General features: G+C 70.1%; 19 protein-coding genes. 14 read left to right on the top strand and 5 right to left on the bottom strand.

Annotated elements, in window-relative coordinates; translation table 11 throughout:
* Positions 1-16 precede the first annotated feature (16 nt).
* From aroB to MFF30_RS02625, 4 genes are all read left to right on the top strand, one after another.
* Positions 17-1,153 (top strand): 3-dehydroquinate synthase, encoded by a 1,137-nt coding sequence (gene aroB, locus MFF30_RS02640; RefSeq protein ID WP_238276203.1) that lies wholly within the window; start codon positions 17-19, stop codon positions 1,151-1,153.
* A gap of 40 nt (positions 1,154-1,193) precedes the next feature.
* A complete protein-coding gene (locus tag MFF30_RS02635) occupies positions 1,194-4,079 on the top strand; it encodes a PAS domain-containing protein (RefSeq protein WP_238276201.1) in 2,886 nt (961 codons plus the stop codon).
* Positions 4,080-4,146: 67 nt separating this feature from the next.
* A complete protein-coding gene (locus MFF30_RS02630; RefSeq protein WP_238276199.1) occupies positions 4,147-5,448 on the top strand; it encodes an HlyC/CorC family transporter in 1,302 nt (433 codons plus the stop codon).
* A 149-nt stretch (positions 5,449-5,597) separates the two neighbouring features.
* The gene (locus MFF30_RS02625) at positions 5,598-6,809 is read left to right on the top strand and encodes a GGDEF domain-containing protein (RefSeq protein WP_238276190.1); all 1,212 of its coding nucleotides are present in this window, start codon (positions 5,598-5,600) and stop codon (positions 6,807-6,809) included.
* 63 nt (positions 6,810-6,872) lie between these two features.
* Here the strand turns inward: MFF30_RS02625 and MFF30_RS02620 are convergent, their stop codons facing one another.
* Positions 6,873-7,787, bottom strand: a complete 915-nt coding sequence (locus tag MFF30_RS02620) for a peptidylprolyl isomerase (protein ID WP_238276275.1) — start codon at positions 7,785-7,787, stop codon at positions 6,873-6,875.
* Between the two features lie 276 nt (positions 7,788-8,063).
* On the opposite strand from MFF30_RS02620, the gene MFF30_RS02615 reads away from it, so the two are divergent.
* The 5 genes from MFF30_RS02615 to MFF30_RS02595 all read left to right on the top strand — a co-directional run bounded on the left by MFF30_RS02615 (position 8,064) and on the right by MFF30_RS02595 (position 13,314).
* Complete coding sequence (locus tag MFF30_RS02615) at positions 8,064-8,378, top strand: hypothetical protein (protein ID WP_238276188.1); 315 nt, start codon at positions 8,064-8,066, stop codon at positions 8,376-8,378.
* Positions 8,379-8,607: 229 nt separating this feature from the next.
* Complete coding sequence (gene secA, locus MFF30_RS02610; RefSeq protein ID WP_238276186.1) at positions 8,608-11,502, top strand: preprotein translocase subunit SecA; 2,895 nt, start codon at positions 8,608-8,610, stop codon at positions 11,500-11,502.
* Between the two features lie 2 nt (positions 11,503-11,504).
* Positions 11,505-11,927 carry a GNAT family N-acetyltransferase gene (locus tag MFF30_RS02605; RefSeq protein WP_238276178.1) on the top strand — a complete coding sequence of 141 codons (423 nt, stop codon included), beginning with the start codon at positions 11,505-11,507 and terminating at the stop codon, positions 11,925-11,927.
* A gap of 94 nt (positions 11,928-12,021) precedes the next feature.
* The gene (locus MFF30_RS02600; RefSeq protein ID WP_238276176.1) at positions 12,022-12,864 is read left to right on the top strand and encodes a cell wall hydrolase; all 843 of its coding nucleotides are present in this window, start codon (positions 12,022-12,024) and stop codon (positions 12,862-12,864) included.
* 183 nt (positions 12,865-13,047) lie between these two features.
* Positions 13,048-13,314: a hypothetical protein gene (locus tag MFF30_RS02595; RefSeq protein WP_238276167.1), complete on the top strand. Its 267-nt coding sequence runs from the start codon at positions 13,048-13,050 to the stop codon at positions 13,312-13,314.
* A 79-nt stretch (positions 13,315-13,393) separates the two neighbouring features.
* Here MFF30_RS02595 and MFF30_RS02590 read toward each other — a convergent pair whose 3' ends face one another.
* Both MFF30_RS02590 and ispG read right to left on the bottom strand, forming a co-directional pair.
* On the bottom strand, positions 13,394-15,346 hold the full coding sequence (locus MFF30_RS02590; protein WP_238276165.1) for a potassium transporter Kup: 1,953 nt from the start codon (positions 15,344-15,346) through the stop codon (positions 13,394-13,396).
* 198 nt (positions 15,347-15,544) lie between these two features.
* Positions 15,545-16,852 carry a flavodoxin-dependent (E)-4-hydroxy-3-methylbut-2-enyl-diphosphate synthase gene (gene ispG, locus MFF30_RS02585; RefSeq protein ID WP_238276156.1) on the bottom strand — a complete coding sequence of 436 codons (1,308 nt, stop codon included), beginning with the start codon at positions 16,850-16,852 and terminating at the stop codon, positions 15,545-15,547.
* A 353-nt stretch (positions 16,853-17,205) separates the two neighbouring features.
* Between ispG and MFF30_RS02580 the strand changes: the two genes are divergently transcribed.
* The 4 genes from MFF30_RS02580 to MFF30_RS02565 all read left to right on the top strand — a co-directional run bounded on the left by MFF30_RS02580 (position 17,206) and on the right by MFF30_RS02565 (position 20,986).
* Positions 17,206-18,318 carry a patatin-like phospholipase family protein gene (locus MFF30_RS02580; protein ID WP_238276154.1) on the top strand — a complete coding sequence of 371 codons (1,113 nt, stop codon included), beginning with the start codon at positions 17,206-17,208 and terminating at the stop codon, positions 18,316-18,318.
* Between the two features lie 125 nt (positions 18,319-18,443).
* Positions 18,444-19,076 (top strand): sigma-70 family RNA polymerase sigma factor, encoded by a 633-nt coding sequence (locus MFF30_RS02575; RefSeq protein ID WP_238276152.1) that lies wholly within the window; start codon positions 18,444-18,446, stop codon positions 19,074-19,076.
* 112 nt (positions 19,077-19,188) lie between these two features.
* Complete coding sequence (locus MFF30_RS02570) at positions 19,189-19,980, top strand: anti-sigma factor family protein (RefSeq protein WP_238276150.1); 792 nt, start codon at positions 19,189-19,191, stop codon at positions 19,978-19,980.
* 160 nt (positions 19,981-20,140) lie between these two features.
* The gene (locus MFF30_RS02565; RefSeq protein WP_238276148.1) at positions 20,141-20,986 is read left to right on the top strand and encodes an acid phosphatase; all 846 of its coding nucleotides are present in this window, start codon (positions 20,141-20,143) and stop codon (positions 20,984-20,986) included.
* A gap of 163 nt (positions 20,987-21,149) precedes the next feature.
* Here MFF30_RS02565 and MFF30_RS02560 read toward each other — a convergent pair whose 3' ends face one another.
* Positions 21,150-21,899, bottom strand: a complete 750-nt coding sequence (locus MFF30_RS02560) for a TerC family protein (protein ID WP_238276146.1) — start codon at positions 21,897-21,899, stop codon at positions 21,150-21,152.
* A 120-nt stretch (positions 21,900-22,019) separates the two neighbouring features.
* On the bottom strand, positions 22,020-22,952 hold the full coding sequence (locus MFF30_RS02555; protein WP_238276144.1) for a lipid kinase: 933 nt from the start codon (positions 22,950-22,952) through the stop codon (positions 22,020-22,022).
* A 446-nt stretch (positions 22,953-23,398) separates the two neighbouring features.
* Here MFF30_RS02555 and MFF30_RS02550 point away from each other — a divergent pair, with 446 nt between their 5' ends.
* Entirely contained in the window at positions 23,399-24,283 is an 885-nt protein-coding gene (locus MFF30_RS02550) for a hypothetical protein (RefSeq protein ID WP_238276142.1), read from the top strand.
* Positions 24,284-24,396 lie beyond the last annotated feature (113 nt).

The raw sequence follows: 24,396 nt of genomic DNA, 5'->3' as shown, positions 1-24,396 counted from the left end.
GACGGAGCGTAGCCCAGTGACGGATCGCCCCCCATCGACCGACCGCCTGACCGTGGCCGTGCCCCTCGACCAGGGCCGCGCCTACGACATCCTGATCGGGCGCGGCCTCCTCGACGAGGCCGGCCGACACGTGGCCGCCCTCGGTGCCAAGGCGGCGGTCATCGTCTCAGACACCAACGTCGCCGCCCTCTACGGGGCGCGCCTGCGCGCGAGCCTGGAGGCGGCGGGCCTGCGCTCGGGCCTCGTCACCGTGGCCCCGGGCGAGGCTTCTAAGAGCTACGCCACCTACGCTGAGGTCTGCGACGGGCTCCTCGCCCACAAGGTGGAGCGCAACGACCTCGTGGTGGCGCTCGGCGGCGGCGTCGTCGGCGATTTGGCGGGCTTTGCCGCCGCCACCCTACGGCGCGGCGTGCGCTTCGTGCAGGCGCCGACGAGCCTCCTCGCCCAGGTCGATTCCTCGGTGGGCGGCAAGACCGGCATCAACTCAGGCCACGGCAAGAACCTCATCGGCGCCTTCCACCAGCCCCGCCTCGTGCTCGCCGACACCGCCACCCTCGATACCCTGTCGGAGCGGGAGATGCGGGCGGGCTACGCCGAGGTGGCCAAGTACGGGCTGATCAACGACGCCGCCTTTTTCGACTGGTGCGAGGCGCACTGGTCCGGCATCTTCGCGGGCGGCCACGAGCGCGACGAGGCGGTGGCGATCTGCTGCCGGGCCAAGGCCGGCGTGGTGGTGCGCGACGAGCGCGAGGACGGCGAGCGCGCCCTGCTCAACCTCGGCCACACCTTCGCGCACGCCCTGGAGCGGCTGACCGGCTACGAGTCCGCCCGCCTCGTCCACGGCGAGGCGGTGGCAATCGGGCTGGCGCTCGCCTTCCGCTTCTCCGCCCGCCTCGGCCTGTGCCCGGGACAGGACGCGGGCCGCGTCGCCAACCACCTGGCCCTCGCCGGCCTGCCGACCCGCCTTCAGGCGGTGCCGGGCGGCTGCGGGGACGCCGACGCCCTGGTGGCGGCGATGGCCCAGGACAAGAAGGTTCGGGATGGGGCCCTGACCTTCATCCTGGCCCGCGGCATCGGCCAGAGCTTCATCGCCCCGGGCATCGACGGTGCCGAGGTGCGCGCCTTTCTCCACGATGAGCTGAGAGCCCCTTGAGCGCGGCCGGCCGGCGGACCGGGCCGGATCGGAGAGCCCGTTGAGCGACGAGGCCGAGCGCATCGAGATTCAGGCCCTGCGCCGCCGGGTGGCCGCGCTCGAGGCCGAGGTCGCGCGGCGGCGCGACCCGCCGGCGGCGCAGCGGGATGCGGAGCTGCGCCTCGTTACCGACGCGTTGCCGATGCTCGTGGCCTCCATCGACCGGGACTACCGCTACCGCTTCAACAACCGGCACTACGAGACCTGGTTCGGCCGCCACGGCGCGGACCTGACCGGCCTCCACGTGCGCGACGTGCTCGGCCCCGAGGCCTTCGCCGAGCGCCGTCCCTTCCTGGACCGGGCGCTCGCCGGCGAGACCATCGCGGCCGATGGCGCCCTGCCGGATCGCCACGGCCACCTGCGCGCCTGCGCCATCCAGTACATCCCGCGCCGGGACGCGGCAGGCACGGTGGACGGGATCTTCGTCCTGGCCATCGACGTGGAGGAGCGGCGGGCGGCGGAGCGGCGTCGGATCGCGGTGGCCGAACTCGGCGACCGCCTGCGCGACCTCGACGACACCGCCGCGATCGCCTTCGCGGCCTCCGAGATCCTCGGCACCACCCTCGGCGTCAGCCGGGCCGGCTACGGCACCATCGACCCCGTCGCCGAGACCATCCTGATCGAGCGGGACTGGAACGCCCCCGGCATCCGGAGCTTGGCCGGAACCCTGCAGTTTCGCGATTACGGCTCCTACATCGAGGCGCTGAAGCGGGGCGAGACGGTGATCTGCGTCGATGCGGAGACGGATCCGCGCACGATCGCCGGGTCCGCGGCCCTCAAGGCGATCAGCGCGCAGTCCTTCGTCAACATGCCGCTCACCGAGCACGGCGGCTTCGTGGCACTCCTCTACCTCAACCACGCCACCGCCCGGACCTGGTCGGCGGAAGAACTCGCCTTCATGCGCAACGTCGGCGAGCGCGTGCGGGCGGCGACCGAGCGCAGCCGCGCCACCGCCGCACGGCGCGCCAGCGAGGCGCAATTCCTCGCCTTCGCGCAGGTGATGCCCAACCACGTCTGGGCGGCCTCGCCGGCGGGCGCCCTCGATTGGTTCAACGATCAGGTCTACGCCTATAGCGGTGCGGCGGCCGGCGCCCTCACGGGCGAGGCTTGGGCCGGCCTCGTCCATCCCGAGGACCGCGCGGGCGTGATCCGGACCTGGGGCGAGGCGGTGGCCGGCGGCTCTCCCTACGAGGCCGAGTTCCGCATCCGGCGCGGGGACGGAGCCTATCGCTGGTTCCTGGTGCGCGCCGAGCCGATCCGCGCGGCCGACGGCGCCATCCTGCGCTGGGTCGGCACCAACACGGACATCGAGGACCGCAAGGCCGCCGCCGCCGAGCTCGCGCGCCTCAACGCCAGCCTGGAGCGGCAGGTCGTGCACCGGACCCGCGAGCGCGACCGCATCTGGGAGACTACCACCGACCTGATGGGCACGGCCGGCCTCGACGGCTACCTGAAGACCGTCAATCCGGCCTGGGAGCGAACCCTCGGCTGGAGCGAGGCGGAGCTGCTGAGCCGGCCCTTCGCCGTGCTGATCGACCCGGTGGACCATGCCGAGACGGCGGAGGTGGTCCGCCGTCTCGGCGCGGGTGAGACCGTGACCGGCTTCGTCGACCACGTGTTCGCCAAGGACGGCAGCCAGCGCATCGTCATGTGGACGGCCGCGCCCGACGGCGCGCACTTCACTATCATCGGGCGCGACATCACCGACCAGCGCCGCACCGAGGACGCCCTCCGCCAGGCCCAGAAGATGGAGGCGGTGGGCCAGCTCACCGGCGGCCTCGCCCACGACTTCAACAACCTGCTGACCGGGATCTCGGGCGGCCTCGAACTGCTCCAGACCCGGATGGCGCAGGGGCGCCTGACCGACCTCGACCGCTACATCAACGCGGCGCAGGGAGCGGCCAAGCGTGCCGCCGCCCTGACGCACCGCCTGCTCGCCTTCTCGCGAAGGCAGACGCTCGACCCGAAGCCCACCAGCGTGAACGGCCTCGTCGCCGGCATGGAGGAGCTGGTCCGGCGCACGGTCGGGCCCGCGATCACCATCGAGGTCGTGGGCGCGGCCGGCCTCTGGACCGCCCTGGTCGATCCGAACCAGCTCGAGAACGCCCTCCTCAACCTCTGCATCAACGCCCGGGACGCGATGCCGGAGGGCGGGCGCATCACCATCGAGACGGCCAACAAGTGGCTCGACATCCGCGCCGCCCGGGAGCGCGACCTCGATCCGGGCCAGTTCCTCTCCCTGTGCGTCACCGATACAGGCACCGGCATGAGCCCGGAGGTGATCGCCCGCGCCTTCGACCCGTTCTTCACCACGAAGCCCATCGGCGAGGGCACCGGCCTCGGCCTGTCGATGATCTACGGCTTCGCGCGCCAGTCGGGAGGCCAGGTCCGGATCTACTCGGAGCTCGGCCAGGGCACGACCGTCTGCCTCTACCTGCCGCGCCATTACGGGTCGGCGCAGGAGCGGGACGCCGAGGCGGACCTGGCCCACGCACCCCGGGCGGAACAGGGCCAGACCGTGCTCGTCGTGGACGACGAGCCCACGGTGCGGATGCTCGTCACCGAGGTGCTGGAAGACCTCGGCTACACCGCCATCGAGGCGGCCGACGGGCCGGCCGGTCTCAAGGTGCTCGAATCCGACGTGCGCCTCGACCTCCTCGTCACCGATGTGGGCCTGCCCGGCGGCATGAACGGGCGCCAGATGGCCGATGCCGGCCGCGTCGTGCGCCCCGGCCTGAAGGTGCTGTTCATCACCGGCTACGCCGAGAACGCCGTGCTGGGCAACGGCTACCTGGAGCCCGGCATGCAGGTGCTCACGAAGCCCTTCGCGATGGAGGCGCTGGCCGGACGGATTCGGGAACTGATCGCCGAGGGGCGGGAGACCTGAGCCCTGCGGCGCGCCCCGTGGTAATCAACGGCTTCCCTGGCGAGACAATCCTCCGGCATCGGCGCGCATGGAACCCCATACCGATCTCTGGCTGGCCGCGAGCATCGTGGCGATCTCGCTCCTGCTCGCGGCCTTTTTCGCCGGGGCCGAGACCGCCTTCACGGCGGCCTCGCGGGCCCGGATGCTGGCCCTGGAGAACGCCGGCGACGGGCGCGCGCGCCTCGTCAACACCATCCTGGCGCGCCGCGAGCGCTTCATCGGCGCCATGCGCATCGGCTACAGCATCGTGGCGATCGGCGCCGCCGCCTTCACCACCGGGGTGCTCACCACCGTCTTCGGCAAGAGCGGGGTTCTGTACGCCACGGGGGTGATGTCGGTGCTCGTCATCGTCTTCGCCGAGGTGCTGCCCAAGACCCTGGCGATCACCGCGCCGGACCGGGCGGCCCTCGTCACGGCGCGGCCGGTGGCCGTCGCGGTGGCGCTGCTCGGCCCCGCTGCGCTCGCCGTCGAGGCGTTGGTGCACGCGATGCTGCGCCCCTTCGGCATCCGGAACGGCGAGCGCCCGGCCGTCCTCTCGGCCAGCGACGAGATTCGCGGCCAGGTGGCGCTGCTGCATCGCGAGGGCGGGGTCGCCAAGGCCGAGCGCGACATGCTCGGCGGCCTCCTCGACCTCTCCGAGCTGACCGTCTCGGAGGTGATGGTCCACCGCACCAAGATGCGCACCATCGATGCCGACCTGCCCTCGGAGGAGATCGTGCGCGCGGTGCTGGCCTCGCCCTATACCCGGATGCCGCTCTGGCGGGGCAGCTCGGAGAACATCGTCGGCGTGCTGCATGCCAAGGACCTGCTGCGGGCCCTCGACGCCGCCGGGGGCGACGCCTCCGGCCTGAAGGTGGAGGCCCTGGCCCTGGAGACGTGGTTCGTGCCCGACACCACCTCCCTGCGCGATCAGCTCAAGGCCTTCCTCACCAAGAAGACCCACTTCGCCCTCGTGGTCGACGAGTACGGCGAGGTGATGGGCCTCGTGACCCTGGAGGACATCCTGGAGGAGATCGTCGGCGACATCGCCGACGAGCACGACGTCACCGTCTCCGGCGTGCGGCCCCAGGGCGACGGCTCGGTCCATGCGGATGGCAGCGTGCCGATCCGCGACCTGAACCGGGCCATGGACTGGGATCTGCCCGACGACGAGGCCACCACCATCGCGGGGCTCGTGATCCACGAGGCCCGGGCCATCCCCGACACCGGTACCGCCTTCAACTTCCACGGGTTCCGCTTCGAGGTGGTGCGCAAGGCCCGCAACCGGATCACCGCCCTGCGCATCACGCCCCTCGGCCCCGGGCCGCGCAAACCAGAAACCTGGGGTTGAATTCACGGTAACGTGACCGATACGTGTGCGATGTCTAGCGAAGCGTAACCGCGCTGGTGTAATCTCGCTCCAAGGAGTCGGAGCCGCCGCCGCGAGACGGCGCGGTGGCCCCTGGATGGCGTGGCGGCAGAGGAGGGCGGAACCGGTCGATGCTGCTCGATGCCACCACCCTGCTTCTGGTGACGACCATCCTGACCTCCATGGTCGGGAGCCTGTTCCTGCTGTCCTGGAGCCAGGCGCGCCACGTCCATGCCCTGGCGATCTGGGGGGTGGCCCACCTCGCCGGCGCGGCGGGCTCCGCCCTGCTCGGCCTGCGGGGCGTGATCCCGGACTGGATCTCGATCGTCGTCGCCAACGGCGTGATGATCACCGCCTACGGCCTGATCTGGACCGGCACCCGCGCCTTCGAGGGCCGGGCGCCGCGGTGGGTGCCGATCGGCGTCGCCGTCGCGCTCTGGAGCGGCGGCTGCCTGATCCCGGCCTTCTACGAATCGCTGCCCGCCCGGGTGATCGTGGCCTCGAGCCTGGCCGGTGGATTCTGCTTCGTGGCGGCGCGGGAGTTCTGGCGCGGGCGGGCCGAACCCCTGGTCTCGCGCTATCCCGGCATGGCCCTGCTGATGCTCTACGCGCTGGCCTATTGGATTCGCGTGCCCCTTGCCCTGCTGGTCCCGCCGCAGGCCGGGCCCAATCCCCTCCAGACGCCCTGGCTGACGATCCTGTGCCTCGTCGGCATGCTGTTCACCCTCGCCATCGCCTTCGTGTTCATGTCCCTGACCAAGGAGCGCGCCGAGCACCTCCAGCGCCGGGCCGCCGACACGGACGCGCTCACCGGAATCCTCAGCCGCCGGGCCTTCGTGGCGCGGGCGGAGGCCGCCCTCGCGGCGCGGAGCGGGGCGCAGAGCCCGACTGTCACCCTGCTGCTGTTCGACCTCGACCATTTCAAGCGCATCAACGATGCCTACGGTCACGCGGTCGGGGACGGCGTCCTCGTCGGGTTCTGTCACACGATGGAGGCTCTGCTGCCGGAAGACGCGCTCTTCGGCCGGATGGGCGGCGAGGAGTTCGCCTGCCTGCTCACGGGCGTGACGCCGGATCAGGCCCTGGTCCAGGCCGAGTTCCTGCGCGCGGCCGTGGCCCGGATCAGCGTACCGGAACTGCCGCAACTCGCCGTGAGCGTCAGCATCGGCCTCGCGGCGGCCCAGGCCGTGCCGGACCGGGCCCGTGGCGCCTCGACCGGCGAGCCGTGGACCGGCCGCCTCGACGGGCTCCTGCGCCGGGCGGACGCGGCCCTCTACGAGGCCAAGCGCAACGGGCGCGACCGTAGCGAGATCGCGCCGTCCACCCTGCGCCGGGCGGCCTGAGAGGGCCTGCTCCGACGCACCGTCCGGGACCGGCCGCCATGGGCCGGCCCCGTTATGCCCGCCCTACGGCGCCTTGGGGGCCGGCGGCGCGGTGGGGGCGGCCGCCGTACGCTCGATCTTGGCATTCTCGCGAAGCTTCAGGATCAGGTCCTGCTGCGCCTTGCGGGTGATGTACTGGTCCACCTGCTCCTTCATCTCGGGGAAGGTCGGCACCGGCTTGGTGCGCTTCTCCTCGACCTTGATCACGTGCCAGCCGAACTGGGTCTTGACCGGGTCGGACACCTGGCCGGCATTGAGCTTGAAGGCGGCCTCGGCGAAGGGCGCCACCATGCGCTCCTTGGAGAACCAGCCCAGATCCCCGCCCTCGGTCTTCGAGCCCGGGTCCTTCGAGACCTCGGCCGCGACCTTGGCGAAATCCTCTCCGCCCTTGATCCGCGCGGCGATCTTCTTCGCCTCGTCCTCGTTCTCCACGAGGATGTGGCGGGCGTGCACCTCCTCCTCGGGCTTCATCGCCTTGACGGTCTGGTCGTAGAGGGCCTTGGCCGCCTCCGGGGTCGCCGCCTTCTTGGCCTCGCGCTCCAGGTACTCGTCGAGGAGGAGCTTGTCCTTGAAGTAGGCGAGCTTGCGCTGGAAGTCCGGCGTATCGGCGACCTTGGCGGCGTCCGCCGCCTGGGCCCCGACCTTGAGGTCGATCATGTAGTCGACGAGCAGCGCCTTCTTCTGCGCATCGTCGACACCCGGCAGCGAGAGAGCAGGGTCCTCGGCCGCGATGGCGAGGTCGCCCGCGGTGATGGCCGACCCGTTCACCTTCGCGACCACGGTCTCGGGTGCGACCGGTGCGGCGGCCGGCGCCGCCGGCGTCGCGGCCGGAGCCTGGGCTCGAGCGGAGGCCAGGGGCAGGCCCAGCGCCAGGGCCACGGCGCCCGTGCGCAGCAGACTGAAGCGCAGGCGACCCGAGCGTGTGGGGAAGTGGATCATCGTCATCGAGGCGTCCTTGGGAGCGCCGCCCGTCGGACCGGCCCTCGTCGGCCGGACTCTTGGCGGCCGGAGGTGTTCGCGTGGGGCGGTCGAGAGGGGAGCGCGGCCGGCAGCCGTCGCGATTCTGGCCGCGCTATCAGGTGGCGTGCGGGCACACCGAAGGCAAGCGCGGCCGTTGAACCGGATCTGCGATTTCGCGCAATTGCGATCAGTTCGCGGGAGGTGCCGTTAAGGTCCGCGCGCCTAAGCTCCGCCTTCTCTTCTCGGGAGATCACGATGCGGAGCGGTCAGGTCATCGGCGGCGCCCTGCTCGTCCTGGCGCTCGGCGCGGCGGACGATGCCGAGGCGCGGGGGCGGGGCGGACGCGTAGGATCGCGGGGCGGCCTCGTGCTGGCCTCCACGGGCAGTGCCGCCGCCGGCGTGGCGTCAGCCCGCGACGGTTCCGATCAGGCCACGCGCGAGCCCGGCCTGCGTCCCGTCCTGCCCGTGACGGCCCCCGCCCCGCTCCAGCGCGAGGTCCGGGCGGCCGAGCCCTGGTGTGCCAACCGGCGCGTGGTCGGCTCCGGCACCGGGTTCTGCGTCATCAACTGAGCGTGCGGGATCGAAACGCGGCGCTGCCGCGTTTGTCGAGTCGGATCAGGCTGCCGTCCCTTCGGGCGGCGGCCGTTTCGCCGTTCCGTGTCCGGATGGAGGCCCCGGTTCTCGCCCAGGGGCGAGGCGACGACAGGGGCCGGCTCTTTCGGATGCGCGGGGCCGTGTTTACCTCTATAAGCCCGGCCAACATTCGCCTTCAGACTTTTCGATCGACCGTAGGTTCACGATGCTCGGTGCCCTCGCCAAGAAAATTTTCGGCTCGTCCAACGACCGGCGCGTGAAGGGCTATCGTCCCCGTGTGGCCGAGATCAACGCCCTGGAGCCCGAGATCGCCGCGCTCTCGGACGACGACCTGCGCGCCCGCACCGACATGCTGAAGGCCGAGCTCGCTGCCGGCAAGAGCCTCGACGACATCCTCGTGCCGGCCTTCGCCACGGTCCGCGAGGCGGCCAAGCGCGTGCTCGGGCAGCGCCACTTCGACGTGCAGATGATCGGCGGCATGGTGCTCCACGAGAGCGGCATCGCCGAGATGCGCACCGGCGAGGGTAAGACCCTGGTGGCGACCCTGCCGGTCTACCTCAACGCGCTGTCGGGCCTCGGCGTCCACGTGGTCACGGTGAACGACTACCTCGCCGCCCGCGACGCCGAGTGGATGGGCCGGGTCTACCGTTTCCTCGGGCTCTCCGTCGGCACCATCGTGCACGGCCTCGACGATGGCCAGCGCAAGGAAGCCTACGCCTGCGACATCACCTACGGCACGAATAACGAGTTCGGGTTCGATTACCTGCGCGACAACATGAAGTACGAGCTGTCCCAGCTTTCGCAGCGGGGACACAACTACGCGATCGTCGACGAGGTCGACTCCATCCTGATCGACGAAGCGCGCACGCCGCTCATCATCTCGGGCCCGGTGGATGACCGCTCCGAGTTGTACGTCTCGGTCGACGCCCTGATGCCGCATCTGGAGCGCGAGCATTACGATCTCGACGAGAAGCAGCGCACGGTCTCGCTGACCGAGAGCGGCAACGAATTCGTGGAGGACCTCCTGCGCGGCGCGGACCTGCTGAAGGACGGCGACCTCTACGACGCGCACAACGTCTCCCTGGTCCACCACGTCAACCTGGCCTTGCGCGCCCACACCCTGTTCACCCTGGACAAGGACTACATCGTCAAGAACGACGAGGTGGTGATCATCGACGAGTTCACCGGCCGCATGATGCAGGGCCGGCGCTACTCGGAAGGGCTGCATCAGGCGCTGGAGGCCAAGGAGCGGGTCACGATCCAGCCCGAGAACCAGACGCTCGCCTCGATCACCTTCCAGAACTACTTCCGCCTCTATTCGAAGCTCGCCGGCATGACCGGCACCGCCTCGACGGAGGCCGACGAGTTCGCCGAGATCTACAAGCTCGAAGTGGTCGACATCCCGACCAACAAGGCGGTCGAGCGCGTCGACGAGGACGACGAAGTCTACCGGACGGTGGACGAGAAGTACGTCGGCATCATCGCCGAGATCGAGAAGGCGCATGCGCGTCACCAGCCGATCCTGGTCGGCACCGGCTCCATCGAGAAGTCGCAGCACTTGGCCGAGATGCTGCTGAAGTCCGGCTTCACCCAGCTCGACTACTCGGACCCGAACGCGCTGACGGACGTCTACGCCGCCGCCCGCGAGGGCCGGGTGACGAAGCGCTTCGCCGTGCTCAACGCACGCTTCCACGAGCAGGAGGCCTACATCGTCGCCGAGGCCGGCGTGCCCGGCGCCATTACCATCGCGACGAACATGGCCGGGCGCGGCACCGACATCAAACTCGGCGGCAACGTCGAGATGCGCGTCGAGAAGGAACTCGCGGGCGTGGCCGAGGGCCCTGAGCGCGCGGCCGCCATCGCGGCGATCAAGGCCGAGATCGACGAGAACCGCGCCAAGGTGCTGGCCTCGGGCGAGCCCGCCGACCCGGAGGCGGGTCGCAAGAAGGCGCTGCCGGGCGGCCTCTACATCATCGGCACCGAGCGCCACGAATCCCGCCGCATCGACAACCAGCTGCGCGGCCGCTCCGGCCGCCAGGGCGATCCCGGCCGCTCGAAGTTCTACCTGTCGCTCCAAGACGACCTGATGCGGATCTTCGGCTCCGACCGCATGGACGGCATGCTGACCCGCCTCGGCCTGGAGCAGGGCGAGGCGATCATCCATCCCTGGATCAACAAGGCGATCGAGAAAGCGCAGCAGAAGGTCGAGGCGCGCAACTTCGACATGCGCAAGAACGTGCTCAAGTACGACAACGTCATGAACGACCAGCGCAAGGTCGTGTTCGAGCAGCGGCGTGACTTCATGGGTCAGGAGAGCGTGCGCGAGACCGTGGACGAAATGCGCCACGGCGTGGTCGACGACCTCGTGGCCGTGCACGTGCCCGAGAACGCCTATGCCGAGCAGTGGGACATCGAGGGCCTGCGCGAGCGGGTCCAGACGGTGCTCAACCTCGACGTGCCGGTGGAGGACTGGGCCAAGGAGGAGGGCATCGCCGACGAGGAGATGCGCGACCGCCTGCGCCAGTCGGCGGACGAGGCCTACGGCGTGCGCGTCGAGAAGAACACGCCCGAGGTGATGACCTACGTCGAGAAGCAGGTGCTTCTGCAGACCCTCGACCACCTCTGGCGCGAGCACCTCGTCACCCTCGACCACCTGCGCCAGGTGGTGGGCTGGCGCGGCGTCGCCCAGCGCGACCCCCTCAACGAGTACAAGTCCGAGGCCTTCGACCTCTTCAACGGCCTCGTCTCCGCCCTGCGCGAGCAGGTGACGCAGCAGCTCTCGCGCATCGAGATCATGTACGACGAGGCGCCGGCCGACGGGACGGCCGATCCGTTCTCCCAGGCCACCCTGCCGCCGATGTTCGCCCAGCACCTCGACCCTGTCACCGGCGAGAACGAGATGAGCCGGATCGGCACGGGCAGCGACGGCGGGGCAGGCCCCGCCTACGGCTATGCCGCCCGCGAGATGGCGACCGACACCGCCGTTCTCGAGCGCGACCCGCAGGATGCCGGCACTTGGGGCCGGGTCGGCCGCAACGAGCCGTGCCCCTGCGGCTCCGGTAAGAAGTACAAGCACTGCCACGGCACCCTGACGGTCTGAGGATGGGCCAACCCGCCCAAATCCAGATCACCTACGGCATCGAGCCGGACCTCGACGTGGCGGAGTTCCGCCGCGTCCTCGTGGAATCGGGGCTCGCCGCCCGTCGCCCGGCCGACGATCTCGTGCGTCTCGGGCAGATGCTGGCACAGGCCGACCTCGTCGTCACCGCCCGCCGGGACGGCGTGCTGGTGGGCGTGGCGCGCACGCTCACGGATTTCAGCTTCTGCGCCTACCTCTCGGATCTGGCCGTGTGCCGCTCGGCGCAGGGGCTGAAGGTCGGCCAGGGCCTCATCGGTGCCACCCGCGCGGCAGTCGGGCGCGAGGCCTCGCTGCTGCTCACGGCCGCCCCCGACGCCGTCACCTTCTACGATCATATCGGCATGCCGCGCGTGGCCGACGCCTTCCGCTACGAGCGCGAGGCCTGAGCCCGGCGCCCGCAAAAAGCCGCGCTTGCCCGAAAACGAACCCATTTGGCCGGCAATCCATATGGATACGCTTGAGGGATTGAGGCGAGGCGGCATGCAGGACACCCGATCGGCGACGACGCTGCCTCTGCTGGGCCTTCTCCTGGTTGTTCCCGGTCTCGCCGGTTGCAACACCTATGCGGGGAATCCCAACGCCACGGGTTCGACGCTGGCCGCCAAGGCGATTGCTGCCACCGACGAGGAGCGGGACTGCCTCGGCCGGGCCATGTACTTCGAGTCGAACCGCAGCGACCCGGAAGGCCTCCTCGCCGTCGGAACGGTGGTGATGAACCGGCTCGAAGCGGCAGCCTTCCCGAATGGCGGGATCTGCGCCGTCGTGGGTCAGCCCCGGCAGTTCGCCCCCGGCGTGCTGACGCGGAAGATGGAAGGCAGGGAACTCCAGAAGGTCGCCGAGGTGGCGGACGCGGTGCTCGACGGCCAGCGCCATCCCAAGGTCGGCCGGGCCATGTACTTCCACACCGCCGGCCTGCGCTTCCCCTACAACAACATGCACTACGTCGCGGTGGCGGGCGGCAACGCCTTCTACGAGAAGCGCAAGCCCGGCGCGGTGGAGCAGGCCGCGCCCCCGGTTGCCCTGGCCTTCGCCTCCGCTGAACCCACCGCGATACCGATGATGCCCGTGGCGCCGGTGGTACCAGTGGCGGCTCCTGTCCCACCCAGAGTCGATCCCGCCCCGCCACAGGCCGCGCCCATCCAGGCGCCCCCGGCGGCTGTTCATCGTGCGGAGCCGGTTCGCACGGCGCGGGTCGCGGCCGAACCGAAGCCTGCCGCGGTGGCTCGGACGACGCCCCCGCGTAGCCGCGTTGCCATGACGCCCGCCGCCCTGGCGCCGCAGCCGATCATTCCGCCGACGGTTCTCAATCTGCCGAGGCCGTGAGCCGCCTTGCGGGTTCCGCGTCCGATCGCGGACGCCCCTGAGCCTCGGACCCGGTCGAACCGGCGCGGAGCGGATCGTTTCGCGAGGGTGGTTCCCCAGCACCGCGTGCCGCTTTCGGTCGCGGAGGCCGTGGCGGACGCTGCGCTATGTCAGGTCCTGCCCCTTCGAACACAGCAGGTCGCCATGAATGTCCTTCGCCCGGTCGCCCACCTGTCCGCAGCCGGCCTGCGCGCGGTCGTCCACGCGCTCACCGCCGGCTTCGACGCGCTGACGGGTCCGGTGGGACGCTTGAGCGATCGCCTCGAAGCCCATCTGCGCGAGCGCACCACGCTGCTCCGGGCCTATTACGCGCGCCCCTCGCATCGGCTGTCCGCACCGTTGCCGGTCCTCGACGCGCCCGTCGATCTGGCGCTGCGCGGTGGTCTCGAGACCCCGCGTCGCGTCGCCTGACGGCAAAGCCCCGGACGCTCAGGCGCGCCGATGGACCCGGGGCCGATCCGCGTGGCGGGTGTCGTCCCGGATCGGGTTCCTACACCGTCACCTGGGTTCCCACCTCCACCACGCGGCCGGTGGGGATCTGGAAGAAGTCCGTGGCGTCGTTGGCGTTCTTGGCGAGCGTGATGAAGATCCGGTCCTGCCACAGCGGCATGCCCGAATGGGCGGCCGGGCGGATCGAGCGGCGGGACAGGAAGAACGATGTCGCCATGATGTCGAACTTGAAGCCCTGCTTGCGCAGCAGCGTCAGGGTCCGGGGGATGTTCGGCGTCTCCATGTAGCCGAACTTCATCACGACCTTGTGGAAGTGCGGGCCGATCGGCTCGATGTGGATGCGGTCGGCCTCGGCGGCCCGGGGGGTGTCCACGGTCTCGACGGTGAGCACCACGTTCTTCTCGTGCAGCACCTTGTTGTGCTTGAGATTGTGCAGCAGGGCGGCCGGCGCGATGTAGGGGTCGCTCGTCAGGAACACGGCGGTGCCGCGCACGTGGTGCGGCGGGCTCTTCTCCAGCATGCCGACGAGTTCGATCAGCGGCACGTCAGTCTTGCGTGTCTTGTTGATGAGGATGCCGACGCCGCGCACCCAGGTCCACATCATGACGATCAGGGCGCCCGCGAAGAGCAGGGGCACGTAGCCGCCCTCGAACACCTTCAGCATGTTCGACAGCAGGAACAGGAACTCCACCGCCGCGAAGGGCAGGATCGCGAGGCCGGCGGCCCAGGGCGACCATTTCCAGGTCTTCCACAGCACCAGGAAGGCGAGGCTCGCGGTGATCAGCATCGTGCCCGTCACGGCGATGCCGTAGGCCGAGGCCAGGGCCGCCGAGGAGCGGAACAGCACGGCCAGGATCACGACGCCGATCATGAGCAGGGCGTTGATCTGCGGCAGGTAGATCTGGCCCGAATGCGATTCGGAGGTGTGGCGGATCTCCAGGCGCGGCAGCAGGCCGAGCTGGATCGCCTGGCGCGACAGCGAGAAGGCGCCGGTGATGACGGCCTGGCTCGCCGTGACGGTGGCGGCGGTGGCGAGCAGCACCATCGGCAGCAGGCCCCATTCGGGTACGAGCTGGAAGAACGGATCGGTGGTGTCGGGCTTCGAAAGAACGAGGGCCGCCTGGCCGAAATAATTCAGGACGAGGCAGGGGCCGACGAGGCCGAGCCAGGCGATCTGGATCGGCCGGCGCCCGAAATGCCCGAGATCGGCGAACAGCGCCTCGGCCCCCGTTACCGCCAGGAACACCGCCCCGAGCGCCACCAGGGCGCCGGTGCCGTGCCCGAGCAGGTAATGCACCGCGTAGTAGGGGTTCAGCGCCCAGAACACGTCGGTGTTGGTGATGATGTGGGGCAGGGCGGCCAGGGCCATGGCGGCGAACCACACCGCCATGACGGGCCCGAAGAACGACGCCACCTTGCTGGTGCCCCGCACCTGGATGAGGAACAGCGGCACGATGATCGCGATGGTGATCGGCAGCACGTAGGCTTCGAAGGCCGGGGTGACGAGCTTCAGGCCCTCCACCGCCGAGAGCACCGAGATCGCCGGCGTGATGATGGCGTCGCCGTAGAACAGCGAGGCCCCGAGCAGGCCGAACATGAACACCACCCGGGAGCCGCCGAGCGCCGTACGGGCGAGCGCCATCAGCGAGAGGATGCCGCCCTCGCCGTTGTTGTCCATCCGCATCAGGATGACGACGTACTTGATGGTGACGATGAGGACGAGCGCCCACAGGATCAGCGAGGCGACCCCGAGGACCTCCTCGCGCAGCAGGATGCCGTCGGCGCGGGCCGAGACCAGGGCTTCGCGGAAGGCGTAGAGCGGGCTCGTCCCGATATCGCCGTAGACGACGCCGATGGAGCCGAGGACGAGGGTCCAGAGGCTCGCCGGCGCGTGGGCGCGCGCGGTTTCGGCGGCCCCGTCGGCGATGGGGGGTGGGCTCCCGGCTCCCTCGGATTTGGCGGCGGGCGCGCTCGAAGGGGCGGTCTGCGTCATTCGGCTCGATCGAGGCTCGTTGCGAGCCCAACGTCTCGCGGCACGGCTTCAGGCCGCGCGCGGGAACGCCGGGGCCGGACCCGACGAAGTCGGCCGGCGGGGGACGGTTGCATTCACGCTATCATGCGGCGCAGCATGAGAGAACGGCAACCTGGATCGAGGCGGCCGTTCTGGCATGGCTGACGCTGCGCCCGAGGGCTACTCGGCCGCGGTACGGGTGCCGGAGCCGAAGCGGCGCTCGATGTAGTCGGTCACCACGGTCTCGAAGTCCTTGGCGAGGGTCGGCCCGCGCAGGGTCATGGCCTTCTTGCCGTCGATGAAGACCGGGGCGGTGGGGGTCTCGCCGGTGCCCGGCAGGGAGATGCCGATGTCGGCGTGCTTCGATTCGCCGGGGCCGTTCACGATGCAGCCCATCACAGCCACGTTGAGGCCCTCGACGCCCGGATAGGCCTTCTTCCATTCCGGCATCGAGGTGACGATCCAGTTCTGGATGTCGCGGGCGAGTTCCTGGAACGTCGTCGAGGTTGTCCGGCCGCAGCCGGGGCAGGCCGCCACGAGCGGCACGAACGTCCGGAAACCCATGGTCTGCAGGAGTTCCTGCGCGGCCTTGACCTCCACGGTCCGGTCGCCGCCCGGCTCCGGGGTGAGCGAGTAGCGGATCGTGTCGCCGATGCCTTCCTGCAGCAGCACACCGATGGCGGCCGATGCCGCGACGAGGCCCTTCGAGCCCATGCCGGCCTCGGTCAGTCCGAGATGGATTGCGAAGTCCGAGCGGCGCGCCACCTCGCGGTAGACCGCGATGAGGTCCTGCACCGCCGAGACCTTGGCCGAGAGGATGATCTTGTCCTGGGACAGGCCGAGTTCGACGGCGCGCTCGGCCGACGAGAGGGCCGACTGCACCATGGCCTCGCGCATCACCGCGCGGGCGTCGATCGGACGGGCCGAACGGGCGTTCTCGTCCATCAGGTGGGTGAGGAGCGCCTCGTCCAGGGAGCCCCAGTTCGCGCCGATGCGCACGGTCTTCCCGTAGCGGATCGCCTGCTCGATGATCGTCGAGAACTGCGTGTCCTTCTTCTCCTTGAAGCCGACATTGCCCGGGTTGATCCGGTACTTGGCCAGCGCCTCGGCGCAGGCCGGATGGTCGGAGAGGAGCTTGTGGCCGATGTAGTGGAAGTCTCCGATCAGCGGCACGTGCACGCCGATGCGGTCGAGACGCTCGCGGATCTTGGGCACGGCGGCGGCGGCCTCGTCGCGGTCGACGGTGATGCGCACGAGCTCCGAGCCGGCCCGTGCCAGCTGGGCCACCTGCGCCACGGTGCCGTCGATGTCGGCGGTATCGGTGTTGGTCATGGACTGGACGACGATCGGCGCGCCGCCACCCACCGTGACCGCACCCTCGCCGGACCCGATGGTGACGCCGACCGTGCGGTGCCGGGGGCTCGGGCCTGCGATCTCGGGGCCGGTGCCGCTGATCGGGTTGACGGGGGTCGCGTCCATGATGTCCATCGTTGACTGTGCGCTCCGAGGAACGTCCGTCGGCGACGGTGAGCCGCCGACCGGGCCGGTTCGGGCCGGGTGACGGCGTTCCGATGCCGCAAACAATACGCCCTCGATCGTTTAGCTGAGATGACGGCGGGCGGGCGTCAAGCCCGCTGCGTCACCGGACGGGCCGGAGGGCGCGAGCGAGCGCTGGATCGTACTCGGCTCTTCCCATGTCCCATCTGCGCGGCGATGTCGAGTTTTCGGGGCCGTCCGGGGGGCAGGGCTGCGCACGGGACAGGGAACCGCTGCATCTTCCGGTCTGTTTGTGGCCTTGCGGCATCATATATTGCGATGCAGCATAAACTTTGGAGATCAGCATGCTCGATCCGCAACAGGAACCGCCGGTCGATTCGCTCATCGACGTTCCGGTCGAACACGACCTGCCGATGCAGCCCTCCCCGGGCACACGCGTCATGGCGGGGCCGCGGGCGGAGAAGACGGTGGCGCTGGCGCTCCAGGGCGGCGGCGCGCACGGCGCCTTCACCTGGGGCGTCCTCGACGCGCTGATCGAGGACGGACGCCTGGGCTTCGAGGCGATCACGGGGGCGAGCGCGGGCGCCATGAACGCGGTCGTGATGGTCGACGGCTGGCTCGAGGACGGGCCCGAGGGCGCCCGCCGGGCCCTGGCGCGGTTCTGGCGCGAGGTCAGTCTCGACGGTGATCTCTGGCCGGCGCAGCGCAAGGCCTTCAGCGGCGTGTTCGAGTTCTGGTCGAACAACCCCGTGGTGGAGTTCTGGAGCCGGGCGTTCCGGACCAGCCCCTACACGTCGAATCCGCTGAACTACAATCCCCTGCGCAAGGTCCTGGCCGCGCAGGTAGATTTCGAGCGCCTGCGCGGGGCCGAGACGGCCGGCGTGTTCGTCTCGGCCACTAATGTCTGGACCGGCAAGCTCGCGGTGTTCGAGCGCGAGTCCCTCAACGTCGACCACCTCATGGCCTCCGCCTGCCTGCCCACCGTGTTCCAGGCGGTCGAGATCGACGGCGTGCCGTACTGGGATGGCGGTTACCTCGGCAACCCGCCGCTCTATCCCCTCTATCGCGGCGCCGAGACCCGCGACATCGTCCTGGTGCAGATCAACCCGGTGGAGCGTCGCGAGACCCCACGCACGCCCCAGGAGATCCAGGATCGGCTCAACGAGATCACCTTCAATGCCAACCTGATGCGCGAACTGCGCGCCATCGATTTCGTCGACCACCTGATCAAGGAGGGCGTGCTGGGCCGGGGCGAGTACAAGTCCCAGTACGTCCACCGGATCGACGGCACCGGCGCCCTCGACGAGTACCAGGCTTCCTCGCGCCTCGACGCCCGTTGGCGGGTGTTCGAGCGCCTGCGCGACAAGGGCCGCGGCGCAGCGCAGGCCTGGATCGCGGAGAACTACGAGCAGATCGGCCGTACCTGCACGCTCGACCTTGAGGCGACCTATCGCTGAACCGGAATCCGCGTCAAACTTCCGAGTCTCCTGCGCTCGAGATCTCGCGCGCCCAAGGTCTCGTGCGCGCGAGATCTCCCGCGCGCGAGGGGATTAAAGGACGGGGGCCGGACGTTGACCCAACTATGACGACCGAACCGAACCGGCCCGGTGCCGCCTCCATCGTCGACCTGCTCGTTCCGCTGCGGCGCTACGCGCGCGCCCTGACGCGGGACACCCTGCGGGCCGATGACCTCGTTCACGATGCCCTGGTGCGTGCCCTCGAATCGGGCCAGGCCTCGCGACCGAACACCAATCTGCGGACCTGGATGATGACGGTCCTGCACAACGTCTTCATCGACGAGCAGCGCCGCAAGCGCGTCGAGGCCCGCCACGCCGATGCCCTCGTGCAGATGAGCGAGGAGGTGACGCCGCCCTCCCAGGAGGCGCAGGTCCGCCTCGCACAGATCCGCCGCGCCTTCCTCACCCTGCCGGAGGAGCAGCGCGCCGCACTCCATCTCGTGACCCTCGAAGGCATGGCCTACGCGGATGCCGCCGCCGTGCTGGGGATTCCGATCGGAACCCTGATGTCCCGCCTCGGCCGGGGCCGCGCCGCGCTGAGGGCCTTCGAAGAGGGCGAGCGCAATCCGGATCGGCCGGCTGGCGGCGACGTCGCCGAGCGGCGCCTGCGCCTGTCCTCCGAGCGACCGCGCCTTCGCCTCGTATCGCCGGACGAGCCGGACGGTCCGTTGCTGCGCCGGGCCATCGGCGACATCTGAATCGCATGAATTCCGGGGCGGACCAGGACCTCCAGGGTCGGATCATCCCCGAAGCGCGGCCGGGACGTCTTGTCCAGGGACGCGCCCCCTGTATCTGACCGGAGCCGACGCCATGGAACCGACAGCGATGATCGATCCGATCACCGAGAACGACCTCACCGCCTATGTCGACGGGCAGCTCGAAGGCCTTCGCCGCCTCGACGTGGAAGCGCATCTCGCGCGCCACCCCGAGACCGCCGCGCTGATCATGGCTGAGCTCCACGACCGGGACGCCCTGCGCCAGGCCTTCGCCGCGCTGCCCGGTCCCGGCCCGGAGCGCAACCGCGTCGCGGCGCGGCGCCTCGACCGCAATCTCGCCTGGCGCCGGTTCGGTGACCGCTTGCGCCGGGCCGCCGTCATCGCGGTCCTGGTGGGAACCGGCTGGCTCGCCCATTCGGACGGACCGTTCCTCGGTGTGCCCGACACCTTCGCGGCGTCCGTCGACCCGGCCCTCGTCGCCGATGCCCGCCATGCCCGCGAGGCCGCGCAGGTCCGTGCCCGCATCGCGTCCCAGCGCGGACTGGTAGGCTCCTACGACCGCGACGGCATCAGTGCCGCGACCGGCATCAGCCTGCCGGACCTGCCTGCGGACTGGATCGTGCGCGACGTGCAGATCGTCCCGGCCCGGAACGGGGCCGGCGTCGAGGTCGTGATCGATGCCGGCGCCCTCGGGGAGGTCTCGCTCTTCGCCACTCGCGGGTCGGCCACGGCCGGTTCGCACAGCGAGGTCACCAGCCCGGGCGACGGCGAGACCGCCTACTGGACCGCCGCCCACACCGCCTATGCCCTGAGCGGAGGCCGCGATCATGCGGGTCTGGGCGACGCCGCGCGCCGGCTCGCCGGACACGGCGCCCAGAGGCTCTGAGGACACATCGCCCGACCTGCGTCGATAAAGTCGGACGTTTTAGACGGGAGCGAGATCGGGTCGGGCCGCGTTCAGATCAGGAATGCCATATGCCTGTTGCAAGAGGGTGTTACGCTCTCGAGGCACATGCTCTTTGCTCAACTCTGATCCCGAGACGCCGATGGCCCGCCTGACCCTCGTCCTGACGTTCCTCGCCGCCTCGCCCCTGGCGGCCGTGGCACAGGATGCCGCGCAGAAGCCGGCCTCCGCGCCAGCCGTCGGCGTGACGCCCCTGACGCCGGGCAAGCCGGCCCGCGCACCCTATCTCACGGATGCCCAGGCTCCCGACACCGTCGCCATCCTGAGTGCGCCGCCCCGGGGCCAATCGGCGGCGGAGGCCGCCGACAAAGCGGCCTTCAACGCCACCCGCTCCCTCAAGGGCGGCCCACGCTGGGCCTTGGCCACCACCGATGTGGCGGACGGCGCCTCGGCCATCCTCGACGACTTCGCCTGCGTCATCGGCCAACGCATCGACCAGTCGCGGGCGCCGGCCCTGATGACCCTCTTGGAGCGCACCCGCCTCGATATCGCGCGCGCGACCCGGGCACCCAAGATGCACTACCGCCGCCTGCGCCCCTTCGTCGGCAACGACGCGGAGATCTGCGTCGTGCGGACCTCCGAACTGGACAACGCCTTCAGCTTCCCGTCGAGCCACGCGACCCAGGCCTGGACCTATGCGGCGATCATGGCCGCGCTCATGCCCGAGAAGGCCACGCAGTTCTTCGTGCGGGCCCGGTCCTACGGTGAGAGCCGCATTGTCTGCGGCCTGCACTGGGTCAGCGACATCGAAGCCGGCCGCACCGCCGCCAGTGCCGTCTACGCCGCCCTGCAGGGCGATCCGGGTTTCCGCGCCGATCTCGAGAAGGCCCGGGTGGAACTAGGCAAGCTGGTCACGAGTGGGGGCACGGCGCCGGATCAGGCCGTCTGCGCCCGCGAGGAGGCCGCCGCCCGCGAGCCCGTCCTGTAGGCTTCGGCCAGGCCGCAGGGGGATCACTGCGCCGGACATGGAAATCCCGGCCTCGAACCGAGAGCGTTCGGGGCATTAAGAAAAGGGCTCGGCCGGTTTCCCGGTCGAGCCCTTTGTTTTCCCGTGAAAACGTTAACCACGTCCGGTCTGGACGCAGCCTCCCTCAGGATCGGGGCGCGCCGCCGGCTTGTCCGCGCTTGCGCCGGCGCGCCAGGATGTTCAGGCCCTCGACGCCCGCCGAGAAGGCCATGGCGGTGTAGATGTAGCCCTTCGGCACGTGGGCCCCGAAGCCCTCCGCGATCAGCGTCATGCCGATCATGATGAGGAAGCCCAGCGCCAGCATCACCACGGTCGGGTTCGCGGCGATGAAGCGGGCGAGCGGGTCGGCGGCGAGCAGCATCACGGTCACGGCCGAGACCACGGCGATCACCATGATCGGCACGTGCTCCGTCATACCCACCGCCGTGATGATGCTGTCGATGGAGAAGACGAGGTCGAGGACCAGGATCTGGCCGATCGCCGCCGCGAAGCCGAGCTGCATCCCGCCGACATCGCTCTCCTTGGAGTCCGGATCGACGCTGTGATGGATCTCCTTGGTGGCCTTCCAGAGCAGGAACAGGCCGCCCGCGATGAGGATCAGGTCCCGCCAGGAGAAGCCCTTGCCGAACACCTCGATGATCGGCTGCGTCAACGCGACGATGTAGGCGATGGTGGCGAGCAGCCCGAGGCGTAGGACGAGGGCGAGGCCGATGCCGATGCGCCGGGCGCTCTGCTGCTTCTCCGGCGGCAGCTTGTTGGTGATGATCGAGATGAAGATGAGGTTGTCGATGCCGAGCACGACCTCCATCACCACGAGGGTGGCGAGGGCCGCCCAGGCGGTGGGGTCGTTGGCGAGTTGAAGCAGGCTGTCCACGTGGACCTCGTTCCGGGAGACGGGACCGGCCTTCGGAACACATCGGAAGGCCGGTCGAGCGAAAAGGGAGATGACGGAGCGAAAAGGGGGCCGGCGCCGCGCGGGGCAGGCGCCCGCCGGTCAGCGCCCCGGGGTTGGCCCCGCGGCCACGCCGGGCCGCTCGGCCGGGGCCGGGCTGATGATCCGCACGGCCTTCGGCAGAACCTTGAAGTGCGCCGGGGTGTAGGTCGAGAGTTCGCCGTCGGTGTTGACCGGGCGCGGCTTCTTGGTCTTGACGACGATCTCCGTGGTGCTGAAGGCGCGCACGTCCGCGGCCTTGCCCTGGGTGCCCTTGCGCAGGGCGGGCAGCAGCATCAACAGGCGCCACCAATGGGCGACCTCCAGGCTGTAGAAATCGAGCTTGCCGTCGTCGACGGTCGCGGTCTCCTCGACGGTCATGCCGCCGCCGTAGTGGCGTCCATTCCCCACCGAGACCTGAATGGTGCGCACGGTCTCGGTCTGACCGTCATGCTCGATATACACCGTGAACGGCCGCATCCGCCGCAGCACCCGGATTGCGGCGATGCCGTAGCCGAGGGTGCCCCAGGTCTTCTTCGATTCCGCCGTGAGGTCGCCGGCGAGATCGGCCGAGAAGCCGATGCTGGCCACGTTGAAGTAGTAGTGTCCGTTGACGCAGCCGAGATCGGCCGGCCGGGCCTCCTCGGTGGTGATGAGGCGGGCCGCATCCACGGGGTCCACCGGCAGGCCGAGGGAGCGGGCGAGGTCGTTGGCGGTGCCGAGCGGCAGGATGCCCAGAGGCAGGCCGGTCTCGACCAGGGCGGGGGCTGCCGCGTTCAGGGTACCGTCGCCGCCCCCCAGGATGACGAGGTCGCAGCCCTCCGCGTGGCGCTTGATCACGGCGGTGCAGTCGGCATCGCCCTCCGGCTCGAACGGGGTGATGCCCCCCTCGCGCAGGACGTTGCGCACCTCCTCCAGGGAGAAGCCGCCGTTTCGGGCCTTCGGGTTGACGAGGAGGAGGGCCTTGCGCGGCGCAGCCTGGGACGCGGCGCTCATCGCGGCACTCCAGGGGCGGACGGGGACGGCAGGAAGCAACGATGAAGCATGGGGTCTCAACCCTCCGGTGCACTCGCGCCGCGTCAGCGCAAAGGCATGGAAGGGTCCGACATCACGGTCAACGCCTCGACCGCCAGAGGGGCCCGGACCCGAAGCACCACAAGTTGGGCGCAGGCTTGGCAATGACAAGGGTCGCGTCGAAGACAATGCCGGCGTCGAAGACAATGCCGGCGTCGACGACGATGCGGGCGCGGGCGACATTCTCGGCGCGGATGACAATGCCCGGGCGGACACACAGCCCCGCTATTCCCGCATTCCCTCCGATGGCCGCGGAACCCGTTACGATTCAGGGAAACTTAGCGAGGCCGGACGACGTTTCCCCTCGGTCGATCGGTCCGACCCATACGTTCCATCCCGAAACCTGGCCGCGACCCCGGTGATGTGCCATGCGCCACGGCTCCCGCTTCGACGGCTTCCGACTGCCCTGCTCGACCGCCCTGGTGGGGCTCGCCCTGTCGGCGGGGTTCGCGCAGGCGCAGACGCGTCCGGGCTGGGTCGATCCTCCGGCCCGTCAGCCGACCGAGACCCCGGCGCCCGAGAAGGCACTGGCCGGCCGGCCGGCCGCCGAGGCACCCGAGACGAAACCCGCCGCTCCGCGATCCCTCGCCGAGACGCCGCCGGTCAAGGAGACGAACGAGGCCGCCCAGGAGGCGAGCCGCCCCGAGCGGCTGCCCATGGCCGCACAGCGCCGTCGCCTCGCGACCCCGGCCCCTGAGACCCGGCGCGGCGTGGGCGCCCGCGAGGAGGCATCCGACTATCTGCGCGTCCGCCCCCGCATCGCGCGGACGCCCGCGATGGCACCCGCCACTGCGTCCGAGGCGAACTTCCCTGCCTGGGCCATCGCCGCGACCCGCCTGACCGACACGTATCTCGACAGCGTCTCCGGTTCCGGCGACGGCATGGTTGCGGCTGCGCCCCGCTTCTACGCCGAGCGCGTCCAGTTCCACGGCCGCAGCCTGTCCCTCGCCGCCCTGATGGCGGAGAAGCGCCGCTTCGTCCGGCGCTGGCCCGAGCGGCGCTACGAAGCCCAGGGCGGCGCCACCCACACGGCCTGCAACGCCGCCACCGCGACCTGCATCGTACGGACCACGTTCGACTTCCGAGCCGACAATCCGGCCCGCGGCGCCCGCTCGCAGGGCGTTTCCGAGCTGACCCTGACCATCAGCTTCGCCGGACCGCGCCCGGTCATCGTGGCCGAATCGAGCCGTGTCCTGCGCCGCTATGGTGCTGGCGCGCTCAGCGCTATAGCGGGTCGTCAACGTGGTGCGTGACATCGTCGTGCGTGACCTCGGCCCGGCGCGGTCGTCACGCCGGGGCCGGAGTGGCGTAAGTCTTGGAAGTGCCGCGCATCTTGGAAGTGCCTCGCAGCTTGGAAGTGCCTCCC

Source organism: Methylobacterium goesingense (genome assembly GCF_022179225.1).
In the GTDB taxonomy this organism is placed as follows: domain Bacteria; phylum Pseudomonadota; class Alphaproteobacteria; order Rhizobiales; family Beijerinckiaceae; genus Methylobacterium; species Methylobacterium goesingense.
Note: the sequence above shows the minus strand (reverse complement) of the source record. Positions and strands in the feature narration are given on the sequence as shown.

Excerpts from the sequence above, each read along its gene's own strand:
- MFF30_RS02630 (WP_238276199.1), top strand. The coding sequence starts at position 4,147 with ATGGAACCCCATACCGATCTCTGGCTGGCCGCGAGCATCGTGGCGATC.
- MFF30_RS02625 (WP_238276190.1), top strand. The coding sequence starts at position 5,598 with ATGCTGCTCGATGCCACCACCCTGCTTCTGGTGACGACCATCCTGACC.
- MFF30_RS02620 (WP_238276275.1), bottom strand. The coding sequence starts at position 7,787 with ATGATCCACTTCCCCACACGCTCGGGTCGCCTGCGCTTCAGTCTGCTG.
- MFF30_RS02615 (WP_238276188.1), top strand. The coding sequence starts at position 8,064 with ATGCGGAGCGGTCAGGTCATCGGCGGCGCCCTGCTCGTCCTGGCGCTC.
- secA (WP_238276186.1), top strand. The coding sequence starts at position 8,608 with ATGCTCGGTGCCCTCGCCAAGAAAATTTTCGGCTCGTCCAACGACCGG.
- MFF30_RS02605 (WP_238276178.1), top strand. The coding sequence starts at position 11,505 with ATGGGCCAACCCGCCCAAATCCAGATCACCTACGGCATCGAGCCGGAC.
- MFF30_RS02600 (WP_238276176.1), top strand. The coding sequence starts at position 12,022 with ATGCAGGACACCCGATCGGCGACGACGCTGCCTCTGCTGGGCCTTCTC.
- MFF30_RS02595 (WP_238276167.1), top strand. The coding sequence starts at position 13,048 with ATGAATGTCCTTCGCCCGGTCGCCCACCTGTCCGCAGCCGGCCTGCGC.
- MFF30_RS02590 (WP_238276165.1), bottom strand. The coding sequence starts at position 15,346 with ATGACGCAGACCGCCCCTTCGAGCGCGCCCGCCGCCAAATCCGAGGGA.
- ispG (WP_238276156.1), bottom strand. The coding sequence starts at position 16,852 with ATGGACATCATGGACGCGACCCCCGTCAACCCGATCAGCGGCACCGGC.
- MFF30_RS02580 (WP_238276154.1), top strand. The coding sequence starts at position 17,206 with ATGCTCGATCCGCAACAGGAACCGCCGGTCGATTCGCTCATCGACGTT.
- MFF30_RS02575 (WP_238276152.1), top strand. The coding sequence starts at position 18,444 with ATGACGACCGAACCGAACCGGCCCGGTGCCGCCTCCATCGTCGACCTG.
- MFF30_RS02570 (WP_238276150.1), top strand. The coding sequence starts at position 19,189 with ATGGAACCGACAGCGATGATCGATCCGATCACCGAGAACGACCTCACC.
- MFF30_RS02565 (WP_238276148.1), top strand. The coding sequence starts at position 20,141 with ATGGCCCGCCTGACCCTCGTCCTGACGTTCCTCGCCGCCTCGCCCCTG.
- MFF30_RS02555 (WP_238276144.1), bottom strand. The coding sequence starts at position 22,952 with ATGAGCGCCGCGTCCCAGGCTGCGCCGCGCAAGGCCCTCCTCCTCGTC.
- MFF30_RS02550 (WP_238276142.1), top strand. The coding sequence starts at position 23,399 with ATGCGCCACGGCTCCCGCTTCGACGGCTTCCGACTGCCCTGCTCGACC.